Source organism: Amycolatopsis sp. NPDC004368, from assembly GCF_053602515.1.
In genome coordinates this window covers 65,431-86,663 of the sequence record NZ_JBSGDT010000022.1, presented here as the reverse complement: position 1 = coordinate 86,663, position 21,233 = coordinate 65,431, and the positions used below count along the sequence as shown (strand labels likewise).

At 69.5% G+C, this 21,233-nt stretch carries 19 protein-coding genes; 15 read left to right on the top strand and 4 right to left on the bottom strand.

The window, feature by feature from the left end:
- Window positions 1-22 precede the first annotated feature (22 nt).
- The 4 genes from ACWEOE_RS27340 (at window position 23) to ACWEOE_RS27325 (ending at window position 5,172) form a co-directional block, all read left to right on the top strand.
- Window positions 23-1,795, top strand: a complete 1,773-nt coding sequence (locus tag ACWEOE_RS27340; protein WP_452013970.1) for a dynamin family protein — start codon at window positions 23-25, stop codon at window positions 1,793-1,795.
- A complete protein-coding gene (locus ACWEOE_RS27335; RefSeq protein ID WP_452013968.1) occupies window positions 1,792-2,985 on the top strand; it encodes a GTPase in 1,194 nt (397 codons plus the stop codon). The genes ACWEOE_RS27340 and ACWEOE_RS27335 overlap by 4 nt, the downstream gene beginning before the upstream one ends.
- An 85-nt stretch (window positions 2,986-3,070) precedes the next feature.
- Window positions 3,071-4,627 carry a long-chain-fatty-acid--CoA ligase gene (locus ACWEOE_RS27330; RefSeq protein ID WP_452013966.1) on the top strand — a complete coding sequence of 519 codons (1,557 nt, stop codon included), beginning with the start codon at window positions 3,071-3,073 and terminating at the stop codon, window positions 4,625-4,627.
- Window positions 4,627-5,172 (top strand): TetR/AcrR family transcriptional regulator, encoded by a 546-nt coding sequence (locus tag ACWEOE_RS27325; protein ID WP_452013964.1) that lies wholly within the window; start codon window positions 4,627-4,629, stop codon window positions 5,170-5,172. Before ACWEOE_RS27330 ends, ACWEOE_RS27325 begins: the two co-directional genes overlap by 1 nt.
- Here ACWEOE_RS27325 and ACWEOE_RS27320 read toward each other — a convergent pair.
- A complete protein-coding gene (locus ACWEOE_RS27320; protein WP_452013962.1) occupies window positions 5,156-5,557 on the bottom strand; it encodes a pyridoxamine 5'-phosphate oxidase family protein in 402 nt (133 codons plus the stop codon). The two genes, ACWEOE_RS27325 and ACWEOE_RS27320, sit on opposite strands and share 17 nt — an antisense overlap.
- 776 nt (window positions 5,558-6,333) lie before the next feature.
- On the opposite strand from ACWEOE_RS27320, the gene ACWEOE_RS27315 reads away from it, so the two are divergent.
- A complete protein-coding gene (locus ACWEOE_RS27315; protein WP_452013960.1) occupies window positions 6,334-6,915 on the top strand; it encodes an NADAR family protein in 582 nt (193 codons plus the stop codon).
- Here ACWEOE_RS27315 and ACWEOE_RS27310 read toward each other — a convergent pair.
- Window positions 6,873-7,853, bottom strand: a complete 981-nt coding sequence (locus ACWEOE_RS27310; protein ID WP_452013958.1) for a Gfo/Idh/MocA family protein — start codon at window positions 7,851-7,853, stop codon at window positions 6,873-6,875. The two genes, ACWEOE_RS27315 and ACWEOE_RS27310, sit on opposite strands and share 43 nt — an antisense overlap.
- 98 nt (window positions 7,854-7,951) lie before the next feature.
- On the opposite strand from ACWEOE_RS27310, the gene ACWEOE_RS27305 reads away from it, so the two are divergent.
- The 4 genes from ACWEOE_RS27305 to ACWEOE_RS27290 are packed head-to-tail and all read left to right on the top strand — an operon-like array spanning window position 7,952 to window position 12,278.
- Window positions 7,952-8,917 carry an ABC transporter substrate-binding protein gene (locus ACWEOE_RS27305; RefSeq protein ID WP_452013956.1) on the top strand — a complete coding sequence of 322 codons (966 nt, stop codon included), beginning with the start codon at window positions 7,952-7,954 and terminating at the stop codon, window positions 8,915-8,917.
- Entirely contained in the window at window positions 8,904-9,797 is an 894-nt protein-coding gene (locus ACWEOE_RS27300) for an amino acid ABC transporter permease (RefSeq protein ID WP_452013954.1), read from the top strand. Before ACWEOE_RS27305 ends, ACWEOE_RS27300 begins: the two co-directional genes overlap by 14 nt.
- On the top strand, window positions 9,790-10,557 hold the full coding sequence (locus tag ACWEOE_RS27295) for an amino acid ABC transporter ATP-binding protein (protein WP_452013952.1): 768 nt from the start codon (window positions 9,790-9,792) through the stop codon (window positions 10,555-10,557). The genes ACWEOE_RS27300 and ACWEOE_RS27295 overlap by 8 nt, the downstream gene beginning before the upstream one ends.
- On the top strand, window positions 10,554-12,278 hold the full coding sequence (locus ACWEOE_RS27290; RefSeq protein ID WP_452013950.1) for an aminotransferase class V-fold PLP-dependent enzyme: 1,725 nt from the start codon (window positions 10,554-10,556) through the stop codon (window positions 12,276-12,278). Before ACWEOE_RS27295 ends, ACWEOE_RS27290 begins: the two co-directional genes overlap by 4 nt.
- 161 nt (window positions 12,279-12,439) lie before the next feature.
- On the opposite strand, the gene ACWEOE_RS27285 is transcribed toward ACWEOE_RS27290, so the two are convergent.
- Together ACWEOE_RS27285 and ACWEOE_RS27280 are read right to left on the bottom strand one after the other, a co-directional pair.
- Window positions 12,440-13,459: a hypothetical protein gene (locus ACWEOE_RS27285; RefSeq protein WP_452013948.1), complete on the bottom strand. Its 1,020-nt coding sequence runs from the start codon at window positions 13,457-13,459 to the stop codon at window positions 12,440-12,442.
- 186 nt (window positions 13,460-13,645) lie between these two features.
- Window positions 13,646-14,800, bottom strand: a complete 1,155-nt coding sequence (locus tag ACWEOE_RS27280; RefSeq protein ID WP_452014103.1) for a macrolide family glycosyltransferase — start codon at window positions 14,798-14,800, stop codon at window positions 13,646-13,648.
- A 297-nt stretch (window positions 14,801-15,097) separates the two neighbouring features.
- On the opposite strand from ACWEOE_RS27280, the gene ACWEOE_RS27275 reads away from it, so the two are divergent.
- From ACWEOE_RS27275 to ACWEOE_RS27250, 6 genes are all read left to right on the top strand, one after another.
- Window positions 15,098-16,666 (top strand): alpha/beta hydrolase, encoded by a 1,569-nt coding sequence (locus ACWEOE_RS27275; RefSeq protein WP_452013946.1) that lies wholly within the window; start codon window positions 15,098-15,100, stop codon window positions 16,664-16,666.
- 185 nt (window positions 16,667-16,851) lie between these two features.
- A complete protein-coding gene (locus ACWEOE_RS27270) occupies window positions 16,852-18,402 on the top strand; it encodes an alpha/beta hydrolase (protein ID WP_452013944.1) in 1,551 nt (516 codons plus the stop codon).
- Between the two features lie 181 nt (window positions 18,403-18,583).
- On the top strand, window positions 18,584-19,486 hold the full coding sequence (locus ACWEOE_RS27265; RefSeq protein WP_452013941.1) for an ABC transporter ATP-binding protein: 903 nt from the start codon (window positions 18,584-18,586) through the stop codon (window positions 19,484-19,486).
- Window positions 19,483-20,217: an ABC transporter permease gene (locus tag ACWEOE_RS27260; protein WP_452013939.1), complete on the top strand. Its 735-nt coding sequence runs from the start codon at window positions 19,483-19,485 to the stop codon at window positions 20,215-20,217. The genes ACWEOE_RS27265 and ACWEOE_RS27260 overlap by 4 nt, the downstream gene beginning before the upstream one ends.
- 54 nt (window positions 20,218-20,271) lie before the next feature.
- Entirely contained in the window at window positions 20,272-20,919 is a 648-nt protein-coding gene (locus tag ACWEOE_RS27255) for a hypothetical protein (protein ID WP_452013937.1), read from the top strand.
- Window positions 20,916-21,233: a transcriptional regulator gene (locus ACWEOE_RS27250; protein ID WP_452013935.1), complete on the top strand. Its 318-nt coding sequence runs from the start codon at window positions 20,916-20,918 to the stop codon at window positions 21,231-21,233. The genes ACWEOE_RS27255 and ACWEOE_RS27250 overlap by 4 nt, the downstream gene beginning before the upstream one ends.

Here is a 21,233-nt window from a genome sequence, read left to right as displayed (position 1 = left end):
GAACGGGGGACACTCCTTCGACGTGACCGCTCCCGCTTGGCTCGAAGTGCTCGACGAGACCTTGGACGCCTGCCGGTCGCACGGCCGCGAAGACCTGGTGCAGCGCCTGCGCCGGCGCCGCGACCGGCCACCGGGCGCGACCCGCGTCGCCGTGCTGGGATTTCCCAAGCAGGGCAAGGGCTACCTGGTCAACGCCGTGCTCAACGCACCTGTCTGCGCCGTCGGCGACGCCGCGACGCCCGCCGTGCCCGTGGAGATCGGCTACTCCGCCGAACCCACCGCCACGCTCGTGGGCCGCGGCAACGAACGCGTGCCCGTTCCGGTCGAGAAGCTCACCGGAGAGCTCGGCACGCGCCCCTCCGGTTCACTGCGCCGCGTGGAAGTCGGCGTGCCGCGTGAACTGCTGTCGTCGGGCCTCGTGCTCGTCGACACCCCCGCGATCGGCGATCCACGGTCGCCGCGCACCGCCGCCGCCCTCGACGTGCTGGCCGAAGCCGACGCCGTGGTGCTCGTCTCCGACGCCACGACCCCGCTCGGCGCCGCCGAGGTCGCGCTCGCCCACCACGTGCGCACGTGGTGCCCCCACGTCGTCGTCGCGCTGACGAAGATCGACGTCTGCCCGAGCTGGCGCGCCGTCGCCGAACGCGACCGCACGCTGTTGTCCGAAGCCGGCATCGACGCGCCCGTGCTGCCCGTGTCGGCCACCGTGCGCATGGCCGCGGCGAAGGCGGGGGACCAGGACCTCAACTCGCGCTCGGGTTTCCCGCAGCTGCTGTCGTGGATCGCGGAGCAGGCCGCGCGCTCGCCCGAGCACACGAGCGCGGTGCTGGCGGCGCTGAGCGTCCGGGCCGCGGCCGCCGAGCTCGTGGAGACGCTGCGGGCCCGCGCCGAGATCGCCGGGCAGGACGCGGGCGTGGACCAGACGACGTTGCTGCACCGCGCGCAGCGCAAGGCCGACGAGCTGCGCAAGCGCAACACCCGCTGGCAGAACCTGCTCGCCGACGAGATCGCCGACCTGCAGTCCGACGCCGAGTACGACCTGCGTGAACGCACGCGCAAGATCGTCGAGACGATCGACGAGACCTTCGACAAGGGCGACCCGGTGAAGGTGTGGGGCGAGTTCGGGCCGTGGCTCGACCGGACGCTCGCCGAGGCCGTGGAGACCAACTACACCTTCACCGCCGACCGTGCGGAGTGGATCGCGCAGGCGGTGGCCGCGGCGTTCGGCGCGCAGTACGACCTGGACGACCTTCGGCTCGGCGAGTCGGGGGCCGAGCTGATCGCCGACGTCCGGCAGCCGCGCATCGAGGGGTTCAAGATCGGGCAGAAGCTGTTCACGGGCCTGCGCGGGTCCTACGGTGGTGTGCTGATGTTCGGGCTCGTCACGAGCCTCGCCGGGCTGCCGCTGATCAACCCCGTTTCGCTCGGCGCCGGCGCGGCGTTCGCGGCGAAGACGATCGCCGACGAGGGCGGCATGCGGCTGCAGCGCCGCCAAGCCGTGGCGAAGATGACCGCGCAGCGCCACGTCGACGACGTGTTCCTGCGGTTCTCGAAGGAATGCCGCGACGCGATCCGCGGCGTGCAGCGGAAACTGCGTGACCACTTCACCGGGCTGGCCGAGGAGCTGGCCGACCAGCTCGCCCGCGAACGCGAGACGATCATCGCCGGCTCGGCCGAGCGCGAGCGCCGGATGGTGAAGCTGCGCCGGGAGATCGAGCGGCTCGCCGCGTTGCACCAGCGCGCCGGCGAGCTGGGAGTGCTCGCGGGCCGCGCGCCGAGGGAGCTGCCGGCGTGACCGAGGACGTGCGCGGCCTGCTGGCCGAAGCCAACGCGCTCTACCGCGACAGCCCGCGCGCGGCTGCGTTGCTGCGTGAAGCACTGGACCACCTCGACGAGCCGCTGCGCGTCGGCATCAGCGGCGCGCCGGGCACGGGCAAGTCCACGCTCGCGGCGGCGCTCGGCGACACGCGGTCGTTGCGGGACCTGGCGCTCGTCGACGATCCGGGTCCCTCGGTGCTGACCGACGCGACCGTGCGGCTGCTGCGCCACCTCGAGCCTGACGAGCTGGCGGGCGCGCACTCTGCCGCGCGCTCGGCGTTCGCGCGGCAGACGGCCGTGGACACGGTGCTGGTGCTCGCGCGTGCCGACGAGACGGGCGCGGGGCGCATCGACGCCCTGCTCACCGCGAAGCAGCTGGCCCGTCGGGCGTGGCGGGAGGACCCGTTGTGCAGCGGCGCGCAGGGCGTGATCGCGGTGGCGGCGCAGCTCGCGTACGGCGCCCGCGCGTTCACCGACGACGAGTTCGAGCTGCTGGCCGCGTTCGCCGCTGTGCCGCGTGAGGAGCTGGAGCGCTACCTGCTGAGCGTGGACGCGTTCACCGATCCGGCGTTCCCCGGGCCGGTTTCGGTGGACACGCGGCGTTCGCTGGTGTCGCGGTTCGGGTTGTTCGGGGTGAAGCTGGCGCTGACGTTGATCCGCACGGGCAGCGACAGCCGCGTGAAGCTGTCCTCGGAGCTCGTGCGGCGCAGCGGGCTGGGGGAGCTGCGCGACACCGTCGCCGGGTGTTTCGCGGCGCGGGCGGAGGCGCTCAAGGCCCGCACGGCCGTGGTGCGGCTGGAAACCGTGCTGCAGAGCGAACCACGCCCGCACAGCGACCGGCTGGAGGCACGCGTGGAGCGCTTCGCGGCGACGGCGCACGATTTCACCGAGCTGCGCTTGATCGCCGACATCCGCGGCGGGCGCACCGCGCTGTCCGGCGAGCCCGCCGACGAGGCCGTGCGCCTGCTCGGCGCCCAGGGCACGACCCCGGAAGAGCGTCTGGGCCTGGACTTCGAGGCCGACCCGCGCGAGGTCTACGCGGCCGGCGCCAACGCCGTGCTGCGCTGGCGTCACGAAGCCGAACGCCAGGACCGCCCGCCGGCCGAACGCGCGGCAGCGCACGTGGTGGTGCGCAGCGCCGAAGGGGTCCTGGCGCTGTTCGCGTGAGTTTCCTCTGGTCGGGGTGTTGACGGCGGTGCCGCGGCAACGCACCATAGAGCACTCTATGGTGCCCGGCGAAGGGAGCCGTGTCATGGCTGACCGACCTGCGTTCCGTCTGCTCGGGGACGTGCTCGAACACTGGGCTCGCGAGCGCGGCGATCAGCCGGCGCTGACCTTCGGAGGCGTCACCCGCACCTGGTCCGAGTTCGACGACCGCGTGCGCCGGCTGTCGGCAGCCCTGGCCGCTTCGGGCGTCGGCCGCGGTGACCGCGTGGCGTTCGTGGACAAGAACCACCCGGCCTGCGTCGAGGTGACCTTCGCGGCGGCGGCCCTGGGCGCGGCCAACGCGATCGTGAACTGGCGGCTCTCGCCCGACGAGCTCGCCTACGTCCTGGCCGACTCCGGCGCGGGGATCGTGTTCGTGGGCGAGGAACTGCTGCCGGCGCTGGAGGGACTCCGCGACCGGCTGCCGGCGGTGCGGGAGTTCGTGGCCGTGCCCGACGCGTTCGAGGCGCTGGTCGACCGCGGCGATCCGTCCACTGTGGAGTTCCCGGCGGTGACCGAGGACGAAGGCGTGCTGGTGATGTACACCAGTGGTACCACGGGATTTCCCAAGGGCGCGGTGTTGACGCACCGCAGTGTGCTCACGCACGGGATTGCGGTCGGCACGTCGTTCCCGATGGGTCCCGACGACGTGAACCTGGTGGCGATGCCGCTGTTCCACGTCGGCGGCACTTGTTACGCGATCCTGGGTTTCCTGACCGGCCGGCCGACGATCATGACCCGTGAGCCGGACGCCGCGTCGCTCTTCGGCGCCCTGGCCGCGGGCGCGACGCACGCGTTCCTCGTGCCCGCGGTGGTCGCCGCGATCGTGCAGGCGGGGGAGCAGGCGATCGCCGCTTTGTCGCGGTTGAAGTACCTCGGGTACGGCGCTTCGCCGATGCCGCTTCCGTTGCTGCGCACGGCTTTGGCGGCCTGGCCGGACATGGAGTTCGTGCAGGTCTACGGCATGACCGAGCTTTCCGGCGCGGTGACAACGTTGGATGGTCCCGCCCACCGCGACGCTTCACACCCGGAGCGCCTCGCTTCGGCCGGGACGCCGGTGCCCGGGGTCGAGGTGCGGATCGTGGACCCGGCCACCTCGGTGGACGTGCCGTCCGGGTCGGATTCGGGTGAACTTTGGATCCGCACCGACCAGCGCATGTCCGGCTACCTCGGCAAACCCGAAGCGACGGCCGAGACGATCATCGACGGCTGGGTCCGCACGGGCGACATCGGCCACCTCGACGACGGCGGCTTCGTGTTCCTGGAGGACCGCGTGAAGGACATGATCATCACCGGCGGCGAGAACGTGTATTCGCCCGAGGTGGAGCGCGTGGTAGCCGAGTTCCCGGGCGTCGCGGAGGTCGCCGTGATCGGCGTCCCCGACGAGAAGTGGGGCGAGCAGGTGAAAGCGGTCATCGCACCGGTGCCCGGCGAGGTCCTCGACGTCGACAAGCTCATGGAGTTCTGCCGCGAACGCTTGGCCCACTTCAAGTGCCCGGGCAGCGTCGACGTGCTCGAGGCCCTGCCCCGCAACGCCACCGGCAAGATCCTGAAGCGTTCCCTGCGCGAGCCCTACTGGCGGGACCGGGACCGCAACGTCTGATGGCCGCCGTCACTCGGGAGCGCTACTTCGCCGCCGCCCTGGACGTCCTCGCGGCCGACGGCTTCGCCGGCCTCAACGTCGGCCGCCTCTGCAGGGATTTGGGCGTGACCAGCGGCTCGTTCTACCACCACTTCGGCGGCTGGGCCACGTTCGTGGACGAGTTGCTCGCCTTCTGGGAAAACCGCCAGGTGCTGATCCTCGCCGCCGGCGACTTCGGCACCTCCGACCCCACCACGGACTTTGCGGCGCTCATGGACCTCACCCTGGGCCTGCCGCACAAGGCCGAAGCCGCGATCCGCGCCTGGGCCGCCAACGACGAGTCCGTGCGCGCCGCCCAGAAACGCGTCGACGCCGCGCGTCTGAAGACGGTGGGCCGTGCGGTCAAGGATCTGGTGGGGGATGCGGCGCTTGCGCGCACCCTCACCGCCCTGGGCCTGGCGATGCTGGTGGGGCACCAGCAACTGGCCGCCGCCGGCGAGAATGGTGATCTGGCGGAGCTGATCGCGGAGTACACGTGGCTGGTGCACGCTAGGCGTTGCCGATGACCCGCGTGATCCGGATCTCGAGCACCACCCGCTTCGGATTCGGCTTCGGCTGGCGGTATCGGGCCGCGTAACGGTTCTCTGCATCCTTGATGGACTCGGCGTTGTCTCGCAGGACCATGCGGCCCTCGAGGGTGGACCAACGGGGGCCTTCCAACTGGCACACCGCCGCGGCGACACCTTCTTCGCCGGCCGCCTTGGTCAGGCGCGCTTTGTGGGAGTCGGAGAACGTGATCACCCGCGCGATCCCGGCCTCGAAGTCGACCGTGACGCCTACCGCCACGACGTGGGGTGTGCCATCCGGCCGAACGGTGGTGAGGGAGGCCAGGCGGCGCTCGGTCCAGAACGTTCGGAAGTCATCTCCGCGGGATGTCAGATCGATCTCCATGCCTGGCACGCTAGCTTGGCGGCGGTGACCGGTGGTATCAGGGCCTCGGCTCTTGTTCTTGTGTGACGAGGGGTGTGGCGTGGGCCAGGTTCGGTTTGAGGTGCGGGTTTTTGCCCGTATTCAACGGCAGCGAGCGAACCGACCCAGCCCGCTTGCTGAGGCGCCGTGCTCTTGTCTGTATTCAACGGCAGCGAGCGAACCGACCCAACCCCTCTGTTGAGGCACCGTGCCTTTGCCCTCATCAAACCGGAGAGAGCGAACCACCCCGAGTCCGTAGCTTGCCATCGAGTTCTTCCACCCATTCCCCCGGCCGGCCCCCCGATTCTTTTACTCCTCTGCGGTTCTTGAGTTGTGTCAAGGAGTCTTTCCATCCTTGACGCAACTCAAGAACCGTGGAACGATCGGAAAATCGGGGTGCCAACTCCGTTCTTTTCCGCCGTTAGGCGGCTTGTTCGGCCTTCGCAAGTAGCCGAGGGGTTGCCGCCTCCGGCGGAAAAGAAAGTGCGATGGGGCTCCCCGATGCTCAATTGTGCCGCGCTGTCGCTTCTTCGTCGGGGGCCGGCCGGGGAAAGGTCGGGGGAAGGGTGGAAACTCCCGGGACTTGTCGGCCCTGTTGCGCTCGTCAGGTTGGGGGATGAGTCGGGGAGCTCGCCGCGCTCCTCAGGCGCTATTGCGTTCGTCAGGTGGCGGATGGCTGGGAAACTCCCGAGGCTTGCCAGGTCCTGTCACCCCGAAAATCCCCACCAAAACCCCCACCACTCAGCCACACTGTCACCATGGGACCACAGCCACAGACCCTCGACGAGCTCTGTCGCGCCCTCGATCGCGGGCGCAGGTTCAAGTACCTGCCCTTCTGGAGCCACAAACCCGACCCGGGCAACCGAATCGGCGCCGGCTGCCTGAGTCAATGGTGGCCCGCCCACTTCGAGGTCGACGGCCACATCTTCCCCACCGCCGAGCACTTCATGATGTGGCAGAAGGCGCAGCTCTTCGGGGACACCGCCACGGCCGACCGGATCCGCGAGGCGTCGCACCCGGGGGCAGCCAAAGCCCTCGGCCGGGAAGTACGCGGTTTCGACGACAATGTCTGGAACGCGAACCGCTTCGACATCGTCGTCGAAGGAAACGCCGCGAAGTTCGGCCAGAACGCCGGCCTCGCGGAGTTCCTCGCCAACACCGGTGACCGGGTCCTCGTCGAAGCGAGCCCCGTGGACCGGGTGTGGGGGATCGGCCTGGCGCCGGACGACGAGCGGGTGAGTGAGCCCCGCGCGTGGCGGGGGCTCAACCTCCTGGGGTTTGCCCTGATGCGGGTCCGTCAGGGTGTCGGAACTCGCGGGCGCAAGCCGGCGGCGTCGTAGACCGCGTCGATGACAGTCATGGTTTCGATGGCGTCCGCGGGGGAGGTCAGCACGGGGGCGCCGCGCAGGACGGCGTCGGCGAAGGCTTCGAGTTGGTAGGCGTACGACGGGCGACGCGAGAAGTGTTCCACTGAAAGGGAATCGCCCCGCCGCACCGAAAGCCGGTGCCAGTACTGGGGTGAAAGCGGGTTGATGGCACGCAGTTCACCGCGGCTGCAGACAACGCGTGCGCTGATCCGCAGCACATCCGAAGACCACAACGAACAGCGAATCCGCCCCGTCGCGCCGGATTCGAACTTCAGCGAAGCCGTCATCGCCCGGTCCACCTCGGGGGACTTCACCTTGGCTCGGGCATCCACGACGGTGGGCGTGGAACCAGCCAGCACCCGCGCCATGTGCACGGCGTAACAACCCGCGTCCATGGTCGCGCCCCCGGCCAGCGCGAGGTTGTACCGGATGTCCGTGAACCGCGGCAGCGGAAAACACACCGCGGTCTCGATGTGCTGAACCTCGCCCAGCTCACCGGACGCGAGCAGTTCCTCCATCCGGCGCGTGAACGGGTGGTATCGGTAGTGGAACGCCTCCATCACCACGAGCCCGGCCGCGTCCGCCGCGTCGGCGACCAGACGGGCCTCGGCCGCGTTCGCGGTGAAGGGCTTTTCGCAGAGCACGTGTTTGCCCGCGGCCAACGCAGCGAGGGTCCAGCGGCCGTGGAGACCGTTGGGGGTCGGGTTGTAGACCGCGTCGATCGAGGGGTCGGCGAGCAGTTCTTCGTAGCTCGCGTGGACCTCGGGGATGCGGTGTTTCGTGGCGAACTCGTGGGCGCGGGACACGTCGCGCGACGCGATGGCGGCGAGGTCGACGTCGGGGTTCTCCCGGGCGGGCTTGAGCAGGGCTTCGGGGGCGATGGCGGCGGCTCCGAGCACTCCGATGCGCATGATCGAACCTTAGCGGACCAGCGGACTTCAACTGCCTGTTGACCACTTCAACAGTGAGTTGTACCGTTCCGCCCAACATCGCCCCCTGGAGGTCCCTGATGCCGTCGCCGTCCCGTACCCGCGCCTGGCAGGCCGCCCTGCTGACCGGTGCGCTCGCCCTCGTCACCGCGGCCTGTGGAGGTGGTCCCGACGGTGCGGGCGGCGCGCAGCAGCCGGCCGGCGGCGGGGGTGCCTCGCCCATTCCGGACAACACCGCGCTCATCGCCGCCGTGAAGCCGGATGCGCAGCTCACCGCGGCCCTGCCGCCCGCCGTCACGCAGGCGAAGGCGCTGCACCTCGCGTCGAACATCCAGTCGGCGCCCAACAACTTCTACTCGAGCGACGGCAAGACGCCGATCGGCTACGAGGTGGACCTGGCCAAGGCCATCGGCGCGAAGCTGGGGGTCGCCGTGACCTACCAGGACATGGCGTTCGGCTCGCTGATCACGAGCCTGCAGTCGGGCCGCGTGGACCTGACCATGGCCGCGATGAACGACACGAAGGAGCGCCAGCAGCAGATCGACTTCGTCGACTACTTCTCCTCCGGCATCACGATCATGGTCCGCAAGGGCAACCCCGACGGCATCACCGGCCCGGACACGTTGTGCGGCAAGAACGTCGCCGTGGTGCAGGGCACGAGCCACCAGAAGTTCGCCACCGCGCAGAGCGCGAAGTGCACCCAGGCGGGCAAGCCGGCGGTCACCGTCACGGCCACCGACTCCGACACGCAGAACCAGAACCAGCTGCGCACCGGCCGCGTCAACGCGATCCTCAACGATCTGCCCAGCGCCGTCTACATCTCGCGCACCGCGGGCGACGGCAAGTTCTTCGAGGTCGTGCCGGGCCAGCCGATCGAGGGCGGGCCGTACGGGATCGGCTTCACCAAGAACAACTCGAAGCTGCGTGACGCCGTGAAGCAGGCGCTGACGGAGCTCATCGCCGACGGCACGTACGGCAAGATCCTGCAGGCCTGGGGCGTCGAACAGGGCGCGGTCAAGGAGGCGGCCGTCAATGGCGGGAGCTGAGCCGCTGCCGATCGTCCGGCTGAAGCACTGGGGCCGCTGGGTCAGCGCGGTGGTGATCGTCGCCCTGCTGGTGCTGCTGGGTTTCGCGCTCGCGCAGGCCCAGATCGAGTGGGGCTCGGTGCCCGACTTCGTGTTCTACCGCGTGATGGCCGTCGGTCTGCTCAACACGGTGGTGCTGGCGGTGATCGCGCAGGCCGTGGCCATCGTGCTCGGCATCCTGATCGCTTTGCTGCGCCGCAGTGCCAACCCGGTGGCGAAGTGGTTCGCGGCCGCGTACATCTGGCTCTTCCGCGGGCTTCCCGTGCTGCTGCAGATCCTGATCTGGTACAACCTCGCGCTGATCTTCCCCACGATCTCGATCCCGCTGCCCTTCGGCGGCTACCTCGTGCACGAGCCGACGAACGTGCTGATCAGCGCGTTCACCGCGGCCCTGCTCGGGTTGGCGTTGAACGAGAGCGCCTACATGGCCGAGATCGTGCGCGCGGGACTGACCAGTGTGGACGTCGGACAGACCGAGGCCGCGAAGTCGATCGGCATGACGCCGGGCGCCACGCTGCGCCGGGTGGTGCTGCCGCAGGCCATGCGCGTGATCATCCCGCCGACCGGCAACGACTTCATCAACATGCTCAAGGGCACGTCGATGGCGTCGGTGATCGGCGTGACGGAGCTGATCCACGCGGCCAACAACATCTCGTCCAACAACCTGCTGGTGATGGAGACGCTCATCGCCGCCGCGATCTGGTACATGGTCGTGGTGACGGTGGCCGGGGTCGGGCAGCACTACCTGGAACGCTCGTTCGGGGCCGCCGATCGCGGGCCCGCGGCGAGGGTCGGGAAGGCTTTGCGGGGGATGCCGTTGGTGAGGAGTGCCCGTGTCTGACCCACTGCTGCGCGCGGTCGACGTGCGCAAGAGCTACGGCCACACGGAAGTGCTGAAGGGCATCGACCTCGAAGTGCACCGGGGGCAGGTGGTGTGCTTGCTCGGTCCGTCGGGGGCGGGCAAGAGCACCTTCCTGCGCTGCCTCAACCACCTCGAGGCCATCGACGCCGGCCAGGTGTGGGTGGACGGCGAGCCGATCGGGTTCAAGCTGCGCGGCGGAAAGCTGTATGAACTCCGCGAAAAGGACGTCGCACGGCAGCGGCGGGACATCGGCATGGTGTTCCAGCGGTTCAACCTGTTCGGGCACCGGACGGCGCTCGAGAACGTGGTCGAGGGGCCGATCCGCGTGCTCGGCACGAAGCCGGAGCAGGCCCGCAAGGAGGCACTCGAGCTGCTCGACCGCGTCGGGCTTGCGCACCGGGCGGACGCTTACCCGGGGCAGCTTTCCGGCGGGCAGCAGCAGCGGGTGGCGATCGCGCGGTCGCTGGCGATGAAGCCGAAGCTGATGTTGTTCGACGAGCCGACGTCGGCGCTCGACCCGGAGCTGGTGGGGGAGGTGCTGGCGGTGATGGGTACGTTGGCGCGGGAGGGGATGACGATGGTGGTCGTGACGCACGAAATGGCCTTCGCCGCCGAGGCGGCCGACGAGGTGGTGTTCCTCGCCGACGGCGCGGTGGTCGAGACGGGCCCGCCCGAGACCGTCCTGAAGAACCCGGCGCACGAGCGCACCCGCCAGTTCCTCGCGCGGGTCCTCTCGTGACGCGGATCTCGCCCCGCTACCTGCTGCAGTTCGACGAGCCCGCCGGCTACCTGGACTTCGCACGGTTCGGTCCGCCGTCGCACGCGGTGCTCGACACCACGGCCAGCCTGCTGGAGGCCGCGACGAAGGCCGGTCCGTCCACTGTGGACGAGCTGATGCGCCAGGAGATGCGCGCGAAGGCGGCGGCCGCGCGGCTGTGCGGCAGCGACACCGACCACACGGTGCTGTTGCCGCACACGAGCCTCGGGTTGTTCCAGGCGGCGTTCAACGCCTCCGGTGAGGTGCTCGTCTCGGCGGGGGAGTTCCCGGCGAACACCTACCCGTGGGCCCGCTCGGAGCAGGCCGGCCGCGTGCGGCTGCGGCGGCTGTCCAGTGGTCACGTGACCGCTGAGCGCGTCGCTTCCGCTCTGACTCCGGACACCACGGTCGTTTCGGTGAGCGCCGTCGACTTCCGCACCGGCTACCGCGCCGACCTCGCCGCGCTGCGCGAGGTCGTGGGCGACCGGCTGCTGGTCGTCGACGGAATCCAGGGCTTCGGCGTGATCGAGGCGCCGTGGGAGGTCGCCGACGTGCTCGTGGTCGGCGGCCAGAAGTGGCTGCGCGCGGGCTGGGGCACGGGCTTCGCGGTGCTCTCCGACCGTGCACTGGAGCGCATGGACCCGATCCTGTCCGGCTGGACGGGCGCGCGCGACCCCGGCCTGTTCGACGACGAGATCCACCCCGCCGACACGACCGCCGCCGGCTGGTCGATCTCCAACCTCAGCCCCATCACGTCCGGTGCCTTCGCGGCGGCACTGGAGCTGGTGGAGGAGGCCGGCGTGGGGGCGATCGCCGAGCGCGTGGGTGAACGGGTTTCCGAGCTGGAGGAGGTGCTGCTGTCGTTGGGTGCCTCCGTGGTGTCCGCTGTGGACCGTCGCGCGGGGATCCTCGCGTTCGAGCTGCCCGGCCACCCGGCGGAGCAGGTCGGGGCGGCCCTGTCGTCGGCCGGCATCGCGGCGACGGTGCGGCCGGAGCACGTGCGCCTCTCGCCGCACGCGTCCACGCCGGTTTCCGCCGCCGAGGCCGTGCGGTCCGCTTTGGACAGTCTCCTGCGCCCGCGCGTCTCGGTGTCCTTCCCGGCGGCCTCGTCGAGCGGCGCGACCCACGCGTTGCTGAGCGCCTTGATCCCCGCCGTCGACGGCCTGGCCGCCATGCTGGGCCCCGGCAACGAGGTCCTGCTGCACGACCTGTCCCGCCTGCCGGACTCGATCGTCGCCATCGCGGGCGACGTCACCGGCCGCACCGTCGGCGGGCCCATGACGGACCTCCTGCTGGGCCTCGTCCGCCGCGGCACCACACAGGACCTGACCAACTACCGCACCCACGGCCCCGACGGGCGCGCGATCCGCTCGTCGACCTTGTTCCTGCGCGACGCCGACGGCGTGGCGGTGGGCTGCCTGTGCGTGAACAGCGAGACGGCCCCTTCCGCCGACTCGCCCGCCGCGCGTGCGGAGACGTTCCCACCGGACGTGGACAGCCTGCAGCGGTTCCTGGTGGAGCGGGCCATCGGCAAAACCGGGATCCCGGTGGAGCTGATGAAGAAGGTGCACAAGGCGGGCGTGGTCCGGGAGCTCGAGGAGGCGGGGTTCTTCCTGATCAAGGACGCGGTGGACCACCTGGCCACGCACCTGGACGTGACCCGGTACACGATTTACAACTACCTGAACGAGATCAGGGCTTGAGCACCTGCGGCTGGAAATCACCCCCGCCCCTGCCGAAGCGGGCGGCGCCTTCCAGCCGCAGCTGTCCGCCAATGCCGTAGGGACAACCGAGGACGGCGCCGGTGTCGGCATGGACCCGAGCGCACTCTTCGGTCCTGGCTCCGCCAATCAGGGCTTCTGCGTCATGCCGCCGCCGGTCCTTCCTCGTCGGCCAATCCGGGAAGCCAGCCGTCCAGGGTTTTGAGCAGCCGCTTCTTCACCGTTTCGGTCAGCGATTTCGCGAGTGGGTCAATGCAGTACGTCACCACGGCCTCGTGGCGCTCGGGAGCCTTGCAGATGAGCACCGCCAGAACCCGGATGACGGGCAGAAGCTTCTTGAACCCGTTGAGGGCTGCCAGCGGCGTCACCAGAGGCTGAAGCACGTTCCACATACTCTTGACCGCCGTCTTCACCACGAACTCTTCGAGCGGCTGCCGCCGATGCTCTTTCCGTGACGCCATGATGAGGTTGGTGACGCGGTCGGGGACGTCGTCGAAGAACTTCACGCCTTCGTCGATGAGGTGCGCGAACTGCGCGAGGAGGTCGCACCAGAAGTGGTCGGCGAGCGCCACCTTGGTCGACGCCGGCAGCGGCCCCGGGTAGGCCTTCTCGATGTCCTTGAGGACAACGTCAGTCAGCGCATTGCCGAGCCCTTCGATCTCGTCGGCCTTGGACCTCGGAGACGGTGGCCCGCCTTGGTCGCCGTCGCTGTGGAGGCCGGGCTCCAGATCTGGCGAGGCCGGGTCGGGCTTGTCAGCAGGCTCGGGTCCTCTGGAAGGTCTCCCTGCACTCGGACTCTGACCTGCGCCACTAGCCGTCGTTTTCGTTGCTTCTTCAACGGCGTCGACCGGGCCGCGAGCTGCTTTCCGCAGACCTTTCCTGCGATGTTGCGCATGGTCATCGGCAAGGCGGTCGATGATTTCGGCTACAGCGGTGTCGATCGCTGCAACCTTCTCTTTGTACGTGCTCGTATGTGGTCGGACGTTCTTTTGCGTGGCGGTGTTCCACGCCTGGTCAGCTTTCCTTCGCAGGTCTGCGCGATCGGTCGGGTCCGCGTCCTTGGTCAGCGTTATCGAGCCGGTCCAGCCATGTTTCGCTCCACTGCACCCTTGACACTCGCACGTGCGGCTCCGGGCTCGTCCGCAGCTCGAGTTATGCGCCATTGCGCCCCTTTCGGCACCCCTCGGCAATCCCTTGATCGTCCTCGGGTATTCACAGTGGTTCGTACCGCTGATTCGGTGAATTGCGCCTTGTAACGCCAATCTGGAGTAGTGACACAAATGGCGGAACGGGAGAAAGGAAATCCCCGGCGGTGATCACCGCCGAGGATCCGGTGATACGCGTGTGAGTTACTTCAGAAAGCCTTCCACCGCATCAGCCGCCGCCGAGATCCCGCCATGTGCTCGGACCTCCGACCGCAACGCGGCCAGCCGCGATGCCACCTCGGCCGACCCCGACACCTCATCGACCGCAGCACGCAACGCGACCGCTGTAACCTCTGCAGCAGGCAGGTGCCGCCCCACGCCCAGGGACTCCAGTTGGGCCGCGTTGCCGAATTGGTCGGCCGCCTGGGGGATGGCGACCGTCGGGACGCCGTACCACAGGGATTCCGTGCAGCTCCCCATGCCGGCGTGGGTGATGAACGCCGACGCCGCCGAAAGAACCGCCAGTTGCGGCACCCGAGCGTGCACTTCGAACGACGGCGGCAGCGGGCCCAGGTCCGAAGCGGACACGAAAGCACCGATCGACATCACCACGTGCCAAGGCGAATCGGCGAAAGCCTCGACGCACGCCTGGTACACGGGCAGCTGGTCGGTGAACGCCGTGCCGAACGAGACCAGCAGTACCGGCTTGCCCGAAGCAGAGGTCGGCGTCCACTCCTCGGCCAGGCGGTCCGGTGCCAGGCACGGTCCGACGAACTCGACGTGCGGGCCCACGCGCTCGGCGTTCGGCTGCATGGCGCGCGGGATCAGCGAAAGCACGCGCGGTGGGTGGCCAAGCCAGGTCCACGGGTCCTCGTCGACGCCGTGGGACCGCAGCCAGGAACCGAGCGTCCGGGCGTAGTCCACACCGGACGGTGAGGCCTTGATCGGGTCCATCACCTCACGCATGTCCTCGTCGTAGCCCTCCCAGGCCACGAGCGTGGGCGAAAGCTGCACGGCGGGCACGCCGTAGCGCGCGCCGAGCAGCGGGGCGCCGAGACCGCCGATGTCGTGGAGCACGAGGTCGGGGCGGTCGGTGTCGAAGGTGGACAGCAGGAGCGGGTGGGCGGCGATCGCCTCGTCGAGGAAGACGCGCATGGCGTCGGCCGGGTCGTCGGGCCAGGTGCCGGCCTCGCCGAGGGGCAGGAGGGTGGGGTGGGTGACCACGTGGGCGCCGGTGGGGGCGACCAGCGACGCGAGCGGCGCGCCCACCACGTAGCTCACGCGGTGGCCGCGGCGGACGAGTTCGGTGATCACGCCCAGCGACGGGTAGATGTGGCTGGGCGCGGTGGTCCCGACCATCACGATGTGTTTGCGCAAGACAAGGGTCCTTTCCGGAGACGGACCGGCGCGCAGGAGGAGACGGCCGCGCACGGGCGGCCGTGAAGAGTCACGCCGGGGCTAGAGCTGCCGCAAGCGCTGGAAGATCGTCATGGGCGACACCGTACCGGGCGCGCCGGCCGCGGCCCACCGAATTAACCGTCCACCTTTCGTAGGGACATTCGGGCAGAGCGCCCACAGAGCCCGCCGAGAGGGGGCCGGGACGGCTAACGTCTAGCCAACCCGCATCACGAGAACCCCGACAGAGAAGGAACTCCCGTGAGACGTACTGTCTTCGCGGCAGTCGCCGTCGCGACGCTGGCCTCGCTGGTCACCGCGCCCATCGCGACCGCGGCCCCGTCCGGCGCCCCCGCGTCCTACACCCCGCCGCCCATCGCGTGGGGCCAGTGTGACAACGCCGGCCTCAAGGCGGCCGGCGCGGAGTGCGGTTTCGTGACCGTGCCCCTGGACTACGGCAACCCGGCCGGCCAGAAGGCGCAGCTCGCCGTGAGCCGCATCAAGCACAAGACGCCGGACGCGCAGTACCAGGGCGTGATGCTCACGAACCCCGGTGGCCCCGGCGGTTCCGGCCTCACCCTCGCGCGTGTGGGTGGCAACGTGCCCAACCACGCCGGTGACGCCTACGACTGGATCGGCTTCGACCCACGCGGCGTCGGCTCGAGCAAGCCCGCGCTTTCGTGCGACAACGGCTACACGAGCTTCGACCGGCCCTCCTACGTGCCGCTCACCCCGCAGCTCGAGAAGACCTGGCTGAACCGCGCCAAGAACTACGCCGCCGACTGCGCCAAGAAGAACCCGAAGGCGCTGCTCGACAACCTCAAGACCACCGACTCGGTGCGCGACATGGACTCCATCCGCGCAGCCCTGGGTGCCGACAAGATCAACTTCTACGGCTACTCCTACGGCACCTACCTCGGCCAGGTCTACGGCACGATGTTCCCGCAGCGCGTGCGCCGCATGGTGCTGGACTCGACCGTGGACCCGCGCAACGTGTGGTACCAGGCGAACCTGAACCAGGACGTCGCGTTCGACCGCAACATCAACATCTGGTTCGGCTGGCTCGCCAAGTTCGACAGCGTCTACCACCTGGGCAAGACGCAGGCCGCGGTGAAGGCGACCGTCGACCGTGAGCTGGTGAAGCTCTCGCTCAAGCCGGCGGGCGGCCAGATCGGGCCCGACGAGCTCACCGACGTGATCCAGCAGGCCAGCTACTACCAGCTGACCTGGCTCGACGTGGCCGACGCGCTGTCGGCGATCGTGACGAAGAACGACCCGTCGCTGGTCAAGGCGCTGTTCGAGTCCGACAGCGACAACGGTTACGCCGTGTACCTCGGCGTGCAGTGCACCGACGTGCAGTGGCCGACCAACTGGAACCAGTGGCGTGTCGACAACTGGAAGACGTTCCTGAAGGCGCCGTACTTCACCTGGCAGAACGCCTGGTTCAACGCGCCTTGCGTCTACTGGCCCGCGAAGGCCGCGAAGCCCGTGCAGGTCAATGGCAAGGGTGTGCAGAGCGTGCTGATGATCGACGAGACGCTCGACGCGGCCACGCCGTACGAGGGCAGCCTCGAGGTCCGCAGCCGCTTCCCGGGTGCGTCCCTGATCGCCGAGCCGGGTGGCACGAGCCACGCCATCACGCCGCGCGGCAACGCGTGCGTGGACACGAAGATCGCGGACTACCTGGCGACCGGCGCCCTGCCGGCCCGCAAGCCGGGCCGCACCGCCGACGTCGAGTGCGCGCCGCTGCCGCAGCCGCAACCGAGCCCCTCGGCGTCCGCGCAGGCGAAGGCCAAGGCGGACGTGACGCCGCTGCTGGGACACCTCTGACCAGCTGAGACACCGGTGCCGAAGCGCCGGGTGGGATCATCCCCGCCCGGCGCTTCGGCGTTTCCGGGGCTGAGTGAACCCCCATGGGATGGTCTTTCGTGTAGATCATCACCGGATTCGAGTTCCGATCCGCGAAGAGAAGTTAGCTTCGGTGCGCCCGAATGCATTCGAAGGAAGGAACTCCCGTGAGACGCACGGTGTTCGCGGCGTTGGCCGCCATCACCCTCGGTGCGCTGATCACGACACCCCTCGCCGAGGCAACGCCCACGGCGAAGGTGGCCGACGCGCCGCCGCCCGTGGTGTGGGGTCCGTGCGACGACCTCGGGCTCAAAGCGGCCGGCGCGGAGTGCGGGTTCGTGGCCGTCCCCTTGGACTACGCCCACCCCGACGGCGAGAAGGCGCAGCTCGCCGTGAGCCGCATCAAGCACAAGACGCCGGACGCGCAGTACCAGGGCGTGATGCTGACCAACCCCGGCGGTCCCGGAATGTCGGGGACCGAGTACGCGCGCCTCGGCACCCTCGTGCCGAACCACGGCGGTGACGCGTACGACTGGATCGACTTCGACCCGCGAGGCGTCGGCGCGAGCAAGCCCGCGCTGTCCTGCGACAACGGTTACCTGGGCTTCGACCGGCCCGCGTACGTGCCGAGCACGCCGCAGCGTGAAACGGCGTGGCTCGATCGGGTCAAGAACTACGCCGCCGACTGCGCGAAGAACAACCCCAAGGCGCTGCTGGACCACATGAAGACCACCGACTCGGTGCGCGACATGGAGTCCATCCGGGTCGCGCTGGGTGCCGAGCAGATCAGCTTCTACGGGATCTCCTACGGCACCTACCTCGGTCAGGTGTACAGCACGATGTTCCCGCAACGCGTGCGCCGCATGGTGTTCGACTCGTCGGTGGACCCGCGCGACGTCTGGTACCGGTCCGGGTTCGACCAGGACCGCCCGTACGACCGCAACCTCGACATCTGGTTCGGCTGGGCCGCGAAGTACGACAGCACCTACCACCTGGGCAAGACGAAGTCCGCGGTGAAGGCGACGGTCGACGCCGAGCTGCGCAAGCTCACGCGGCAGCCGGCCGGGGGAAAGCTCGGGTCCGCCGAGCTGACCGACGTGCTGCACATGGCCGGGCAGGCGCAGCCGTACTGGGCCGACGTGGCGCAGGCGGTGTCGATGGTCGTCACCGCGAACGACCCCTCGATGGCCGAAGCGATGTACGCGACCGACGGCGACAACACCTACGCCGCGTACTACGGCGTGACCTGCACCGACGCGCAGTCGCCCACCGACTGGAACCAGTGGCGGGCCGACAGCTGGAAGATGTACCCGCAGGCGCCGTACTTCACGTGGCAGAACACCTGGTTCAACGCGCCGTGCGCGTTCTGGCCCGTGAAGGCCGGCAAGCCGGTGCCGATCGACGGCAAGGGCGTGCCGAGCGTGCTGATGATCGACGAGACGCTCGACGCGGCCACCCCGTTCGAAGGCAGCCTCGAGGTGCGCAGCCGGTTCCCCGGCGCTTCGCTCGTCTCGGTGCCGGGCGGCACCACCCATGGCGAGACGCTGACCGGCAACACCTGCGTGGACACGACGATCGCGGACTACCTGACCACCGGCGCCCTGCCGGCCCGCAAGCCGGGCCGCACCGCCGACGCCGAGTGCGCGCCGCTGCCGCAGCCGCAGCCGAACGCGCAGGCGAAGGCCAAGGTGGACACCATACCGCTGAGTCGCTTCTGACCAGCTGGAACACCGGTTCGAAGCGCCGGGTGGGGATCATCCCCGCCCGGCGCTTCGTCGTTTCCGGGGTCTACACCCGACCTTGATCAAACAACTTCGCCACCCATAGGGCTTTTCATCGCAACCAAGTTTGTGTTACAAAGTTGGACCTCAGGTTTGCGACACAAAGCTGGGGGGCGGGATGAGTGAAGCGTTCAGTCTGAGAGGCCTGACCAAGCGGTTCGGGCCGGTGCGCGCGGTCGAGGAGCTGACGCTGGAGGTCAGCCGCGGTGAGGTTGTGGCTCTGCTCGGCCCCAACGGCGCCGGCAAGTCGACCACCATCGACATGCTGCTCGGCCTCACCCGGCCCGACGAGGGTGACGTGCGGGTGTTCGGGGGTGATGCGCGGGCAGCCGTCGACGCGGGGCGCATGGCCGCGATGGTGCAGAACGGTTTCCTGTTGCGCGACACCACGCCGGCCGAGCTCGTCGGGTTGATGCGTTCGATGTACCGCGCGCCGCTGTCCGCCGGGGAGGTGTTCGAGCGCGCCGGGATCAGCGAGTTCGCGAACCGCCGCTGCGGCAAGCTCTCCGGTGGGCAGCTGCAGCGCGTGCGGTACGCGCTGGCGCTGGCCGGCGACCCCGAGCTGCTGGTGCTCGACGAGCCGACCGCCGCCATGGACGTGGACGGCCGCCGTTCTTTCTGGGCCTCGATGCACGAGTTCAGCGCTGGCGGCCGCACGGTCCTGTTCGCCACGCACTACCTCGCCGAGGCCGAGGACTACGCCGACCGCGTGGTGCTCGTGCGCCAGGGCCGCGTGGTCGCCGACGGCACGGTCGCCGAGATCCGCGCCGCCGTGTCCGGGCGTGTGCTGCGGGCCGTGGTGCCCGGCGCGACCGAACCCGCGCTGGCCGCGCTGGCCGGCGTCACCACCGCGCGGATCCAGGGCGGACGCGCCGAGCTGGCCTGCGCCGACTCCGACCGCGCCATTCGCGCGCTCCTCACCACGTTCCCCGACGCGAGCGACATCGAGATCACCGCCGTCGGCCTCGAAGAAGCGTTCCTGGCCCTGACCGCCGACGAACCCGAAGGAGCTTTGCGATGAACCTCGTGTACCTGCGCCTGGAGATCCTGCGGATCATCCGCAGCCCGCAATTCGCGTTGTTCACGATCGCCGTGCCGGCGGGCATGTTCCTGCTCTTCGGCAGCCTGTTCGGCGACTACGTCGGCCCTGACGGCGTGCGGGCCGGCACCACGACCATGATCAACATGGGCGCGTACGGCGCCATGAGCGGCGCGCTGTTCACCGGCACCCGCGTGGCCACCGAACGCACCGACGGCTGGCAACGCCAGCTGCGCCTCACCCCGATGCGGGGCCCGAACTACGTGCTGGTGAAGATCGCCTCCGCGATGGCGATGGCGCTGCCCGTGCTGGTCGTGGTCTTCGTCGTCGGCGCGTTGCGCGGGGTCGACCTGAGCGCGGCGCAGTGGGTGCTCACGGCCGTCGCGGTGTGGGTGGCGGCGCTGCCGTTCGCGGTGCTGGGCCTGATGCTCGGGCTGTTCGGCAAGGGTGACACGGTCGGCGCGATGACCGGCGCGCTGATGCTGCCGCTCGGGGTGTTCGGCGGGTTGTGGATGCCGCTGTCGATCTTGCCCGGCTGGATGACCACGGTCGCGCACTTCGTCCCGACGTACTGGCTCGGCCGCGTCGGCACGATGCCGGTCACCAACTCGGGAGGGCTGTGGCTCGCCGTCGGCGTGCTGGCGGCGTGGCTCGTGGTGCCCGCGTTGGTGGTGGTGCGGCGGTTCCGATTGGACACGGCCAAAGTTGGTTGACGTGCTAGCTTCCGTGCTGCATGTGGGGTCAGCACGGTGGGAGGGCGAGACAAGGTGGAACACGACGAAGAGCAGCCGATGACGGCCGCCGAGTCGCTGGACCTCATCGCCCGGCAGAACGAGCGGACGCGCCGGGAGCTGGGGGCAGGCCCGGCGCGTCTGCTCGCTGCGTGGGCCTTCGCGTGGCTGATCGGGTGGGGACTGGTGTACCTGTCCGACGACAGCCACGCCCGGCCGCTCATGCCCGGTTGGGTCGCGGGGATCGTGGTGGCGGTGCTGTTCGTGGCCGCGATGGCGTACTCCGCCTACTACGGCAGCCGGGTCAGCCGCGGGATCCGCGGCCCGTCGCGCCGTACCGGTGCGATGTTCGGCTGGAGCTGGATGATCGCGTTCGCCGCGCTGTCGTTGATCAACGTCCGCGTGATGAAGCTGGGCATGCTGGACCCGCACACGATTTCCCTGCTGTGGTCGGGCACCTCGCTGTTGCTGACCGGCGTGCTCTACCTCGCCGCCGGGATGCTGTGGCAGGACAAGGTGCAGTACGGGTTCGGTGTGTGGATCATCGTGTGCGGCGGCGTGAGCGTGCTGGTGGGCGTGCCCGGCAACTTCCTCGTGCTCTGCCTCGCCGGTGGCGGCGGGTTCCTCGTGGCGTCACTCGTGTACTTCGCGCGGGAGCGGCGCGGGCGGGTGGCCGACCGGTGACGGACCCGAGCCTGCCGGAGCTCGACCCGGTGATCCACGCACAGGCCAGGCTGCGCGTCACGGTCGCGCTCGCCGGGCTGCGCCACGGCGACCAGATCACCTTCCCGAGGCTGCAGCAGCTGCTCGACATGACCGCCGGCAACCTCTCCACGCACCTGCGCAAGCTCGAAGACGCGGAGTACGTGGAGATCACCAAGGCCTACGAGCACCGCACGCCCGTCACGCTCGTGAAGCTGACGTCCAAGGGCCGCGCGGCGTTCGAGTCCTACACGAACGCGTTGCACCGGCTGCTGGACGCCACCGGCGGGGCCTGA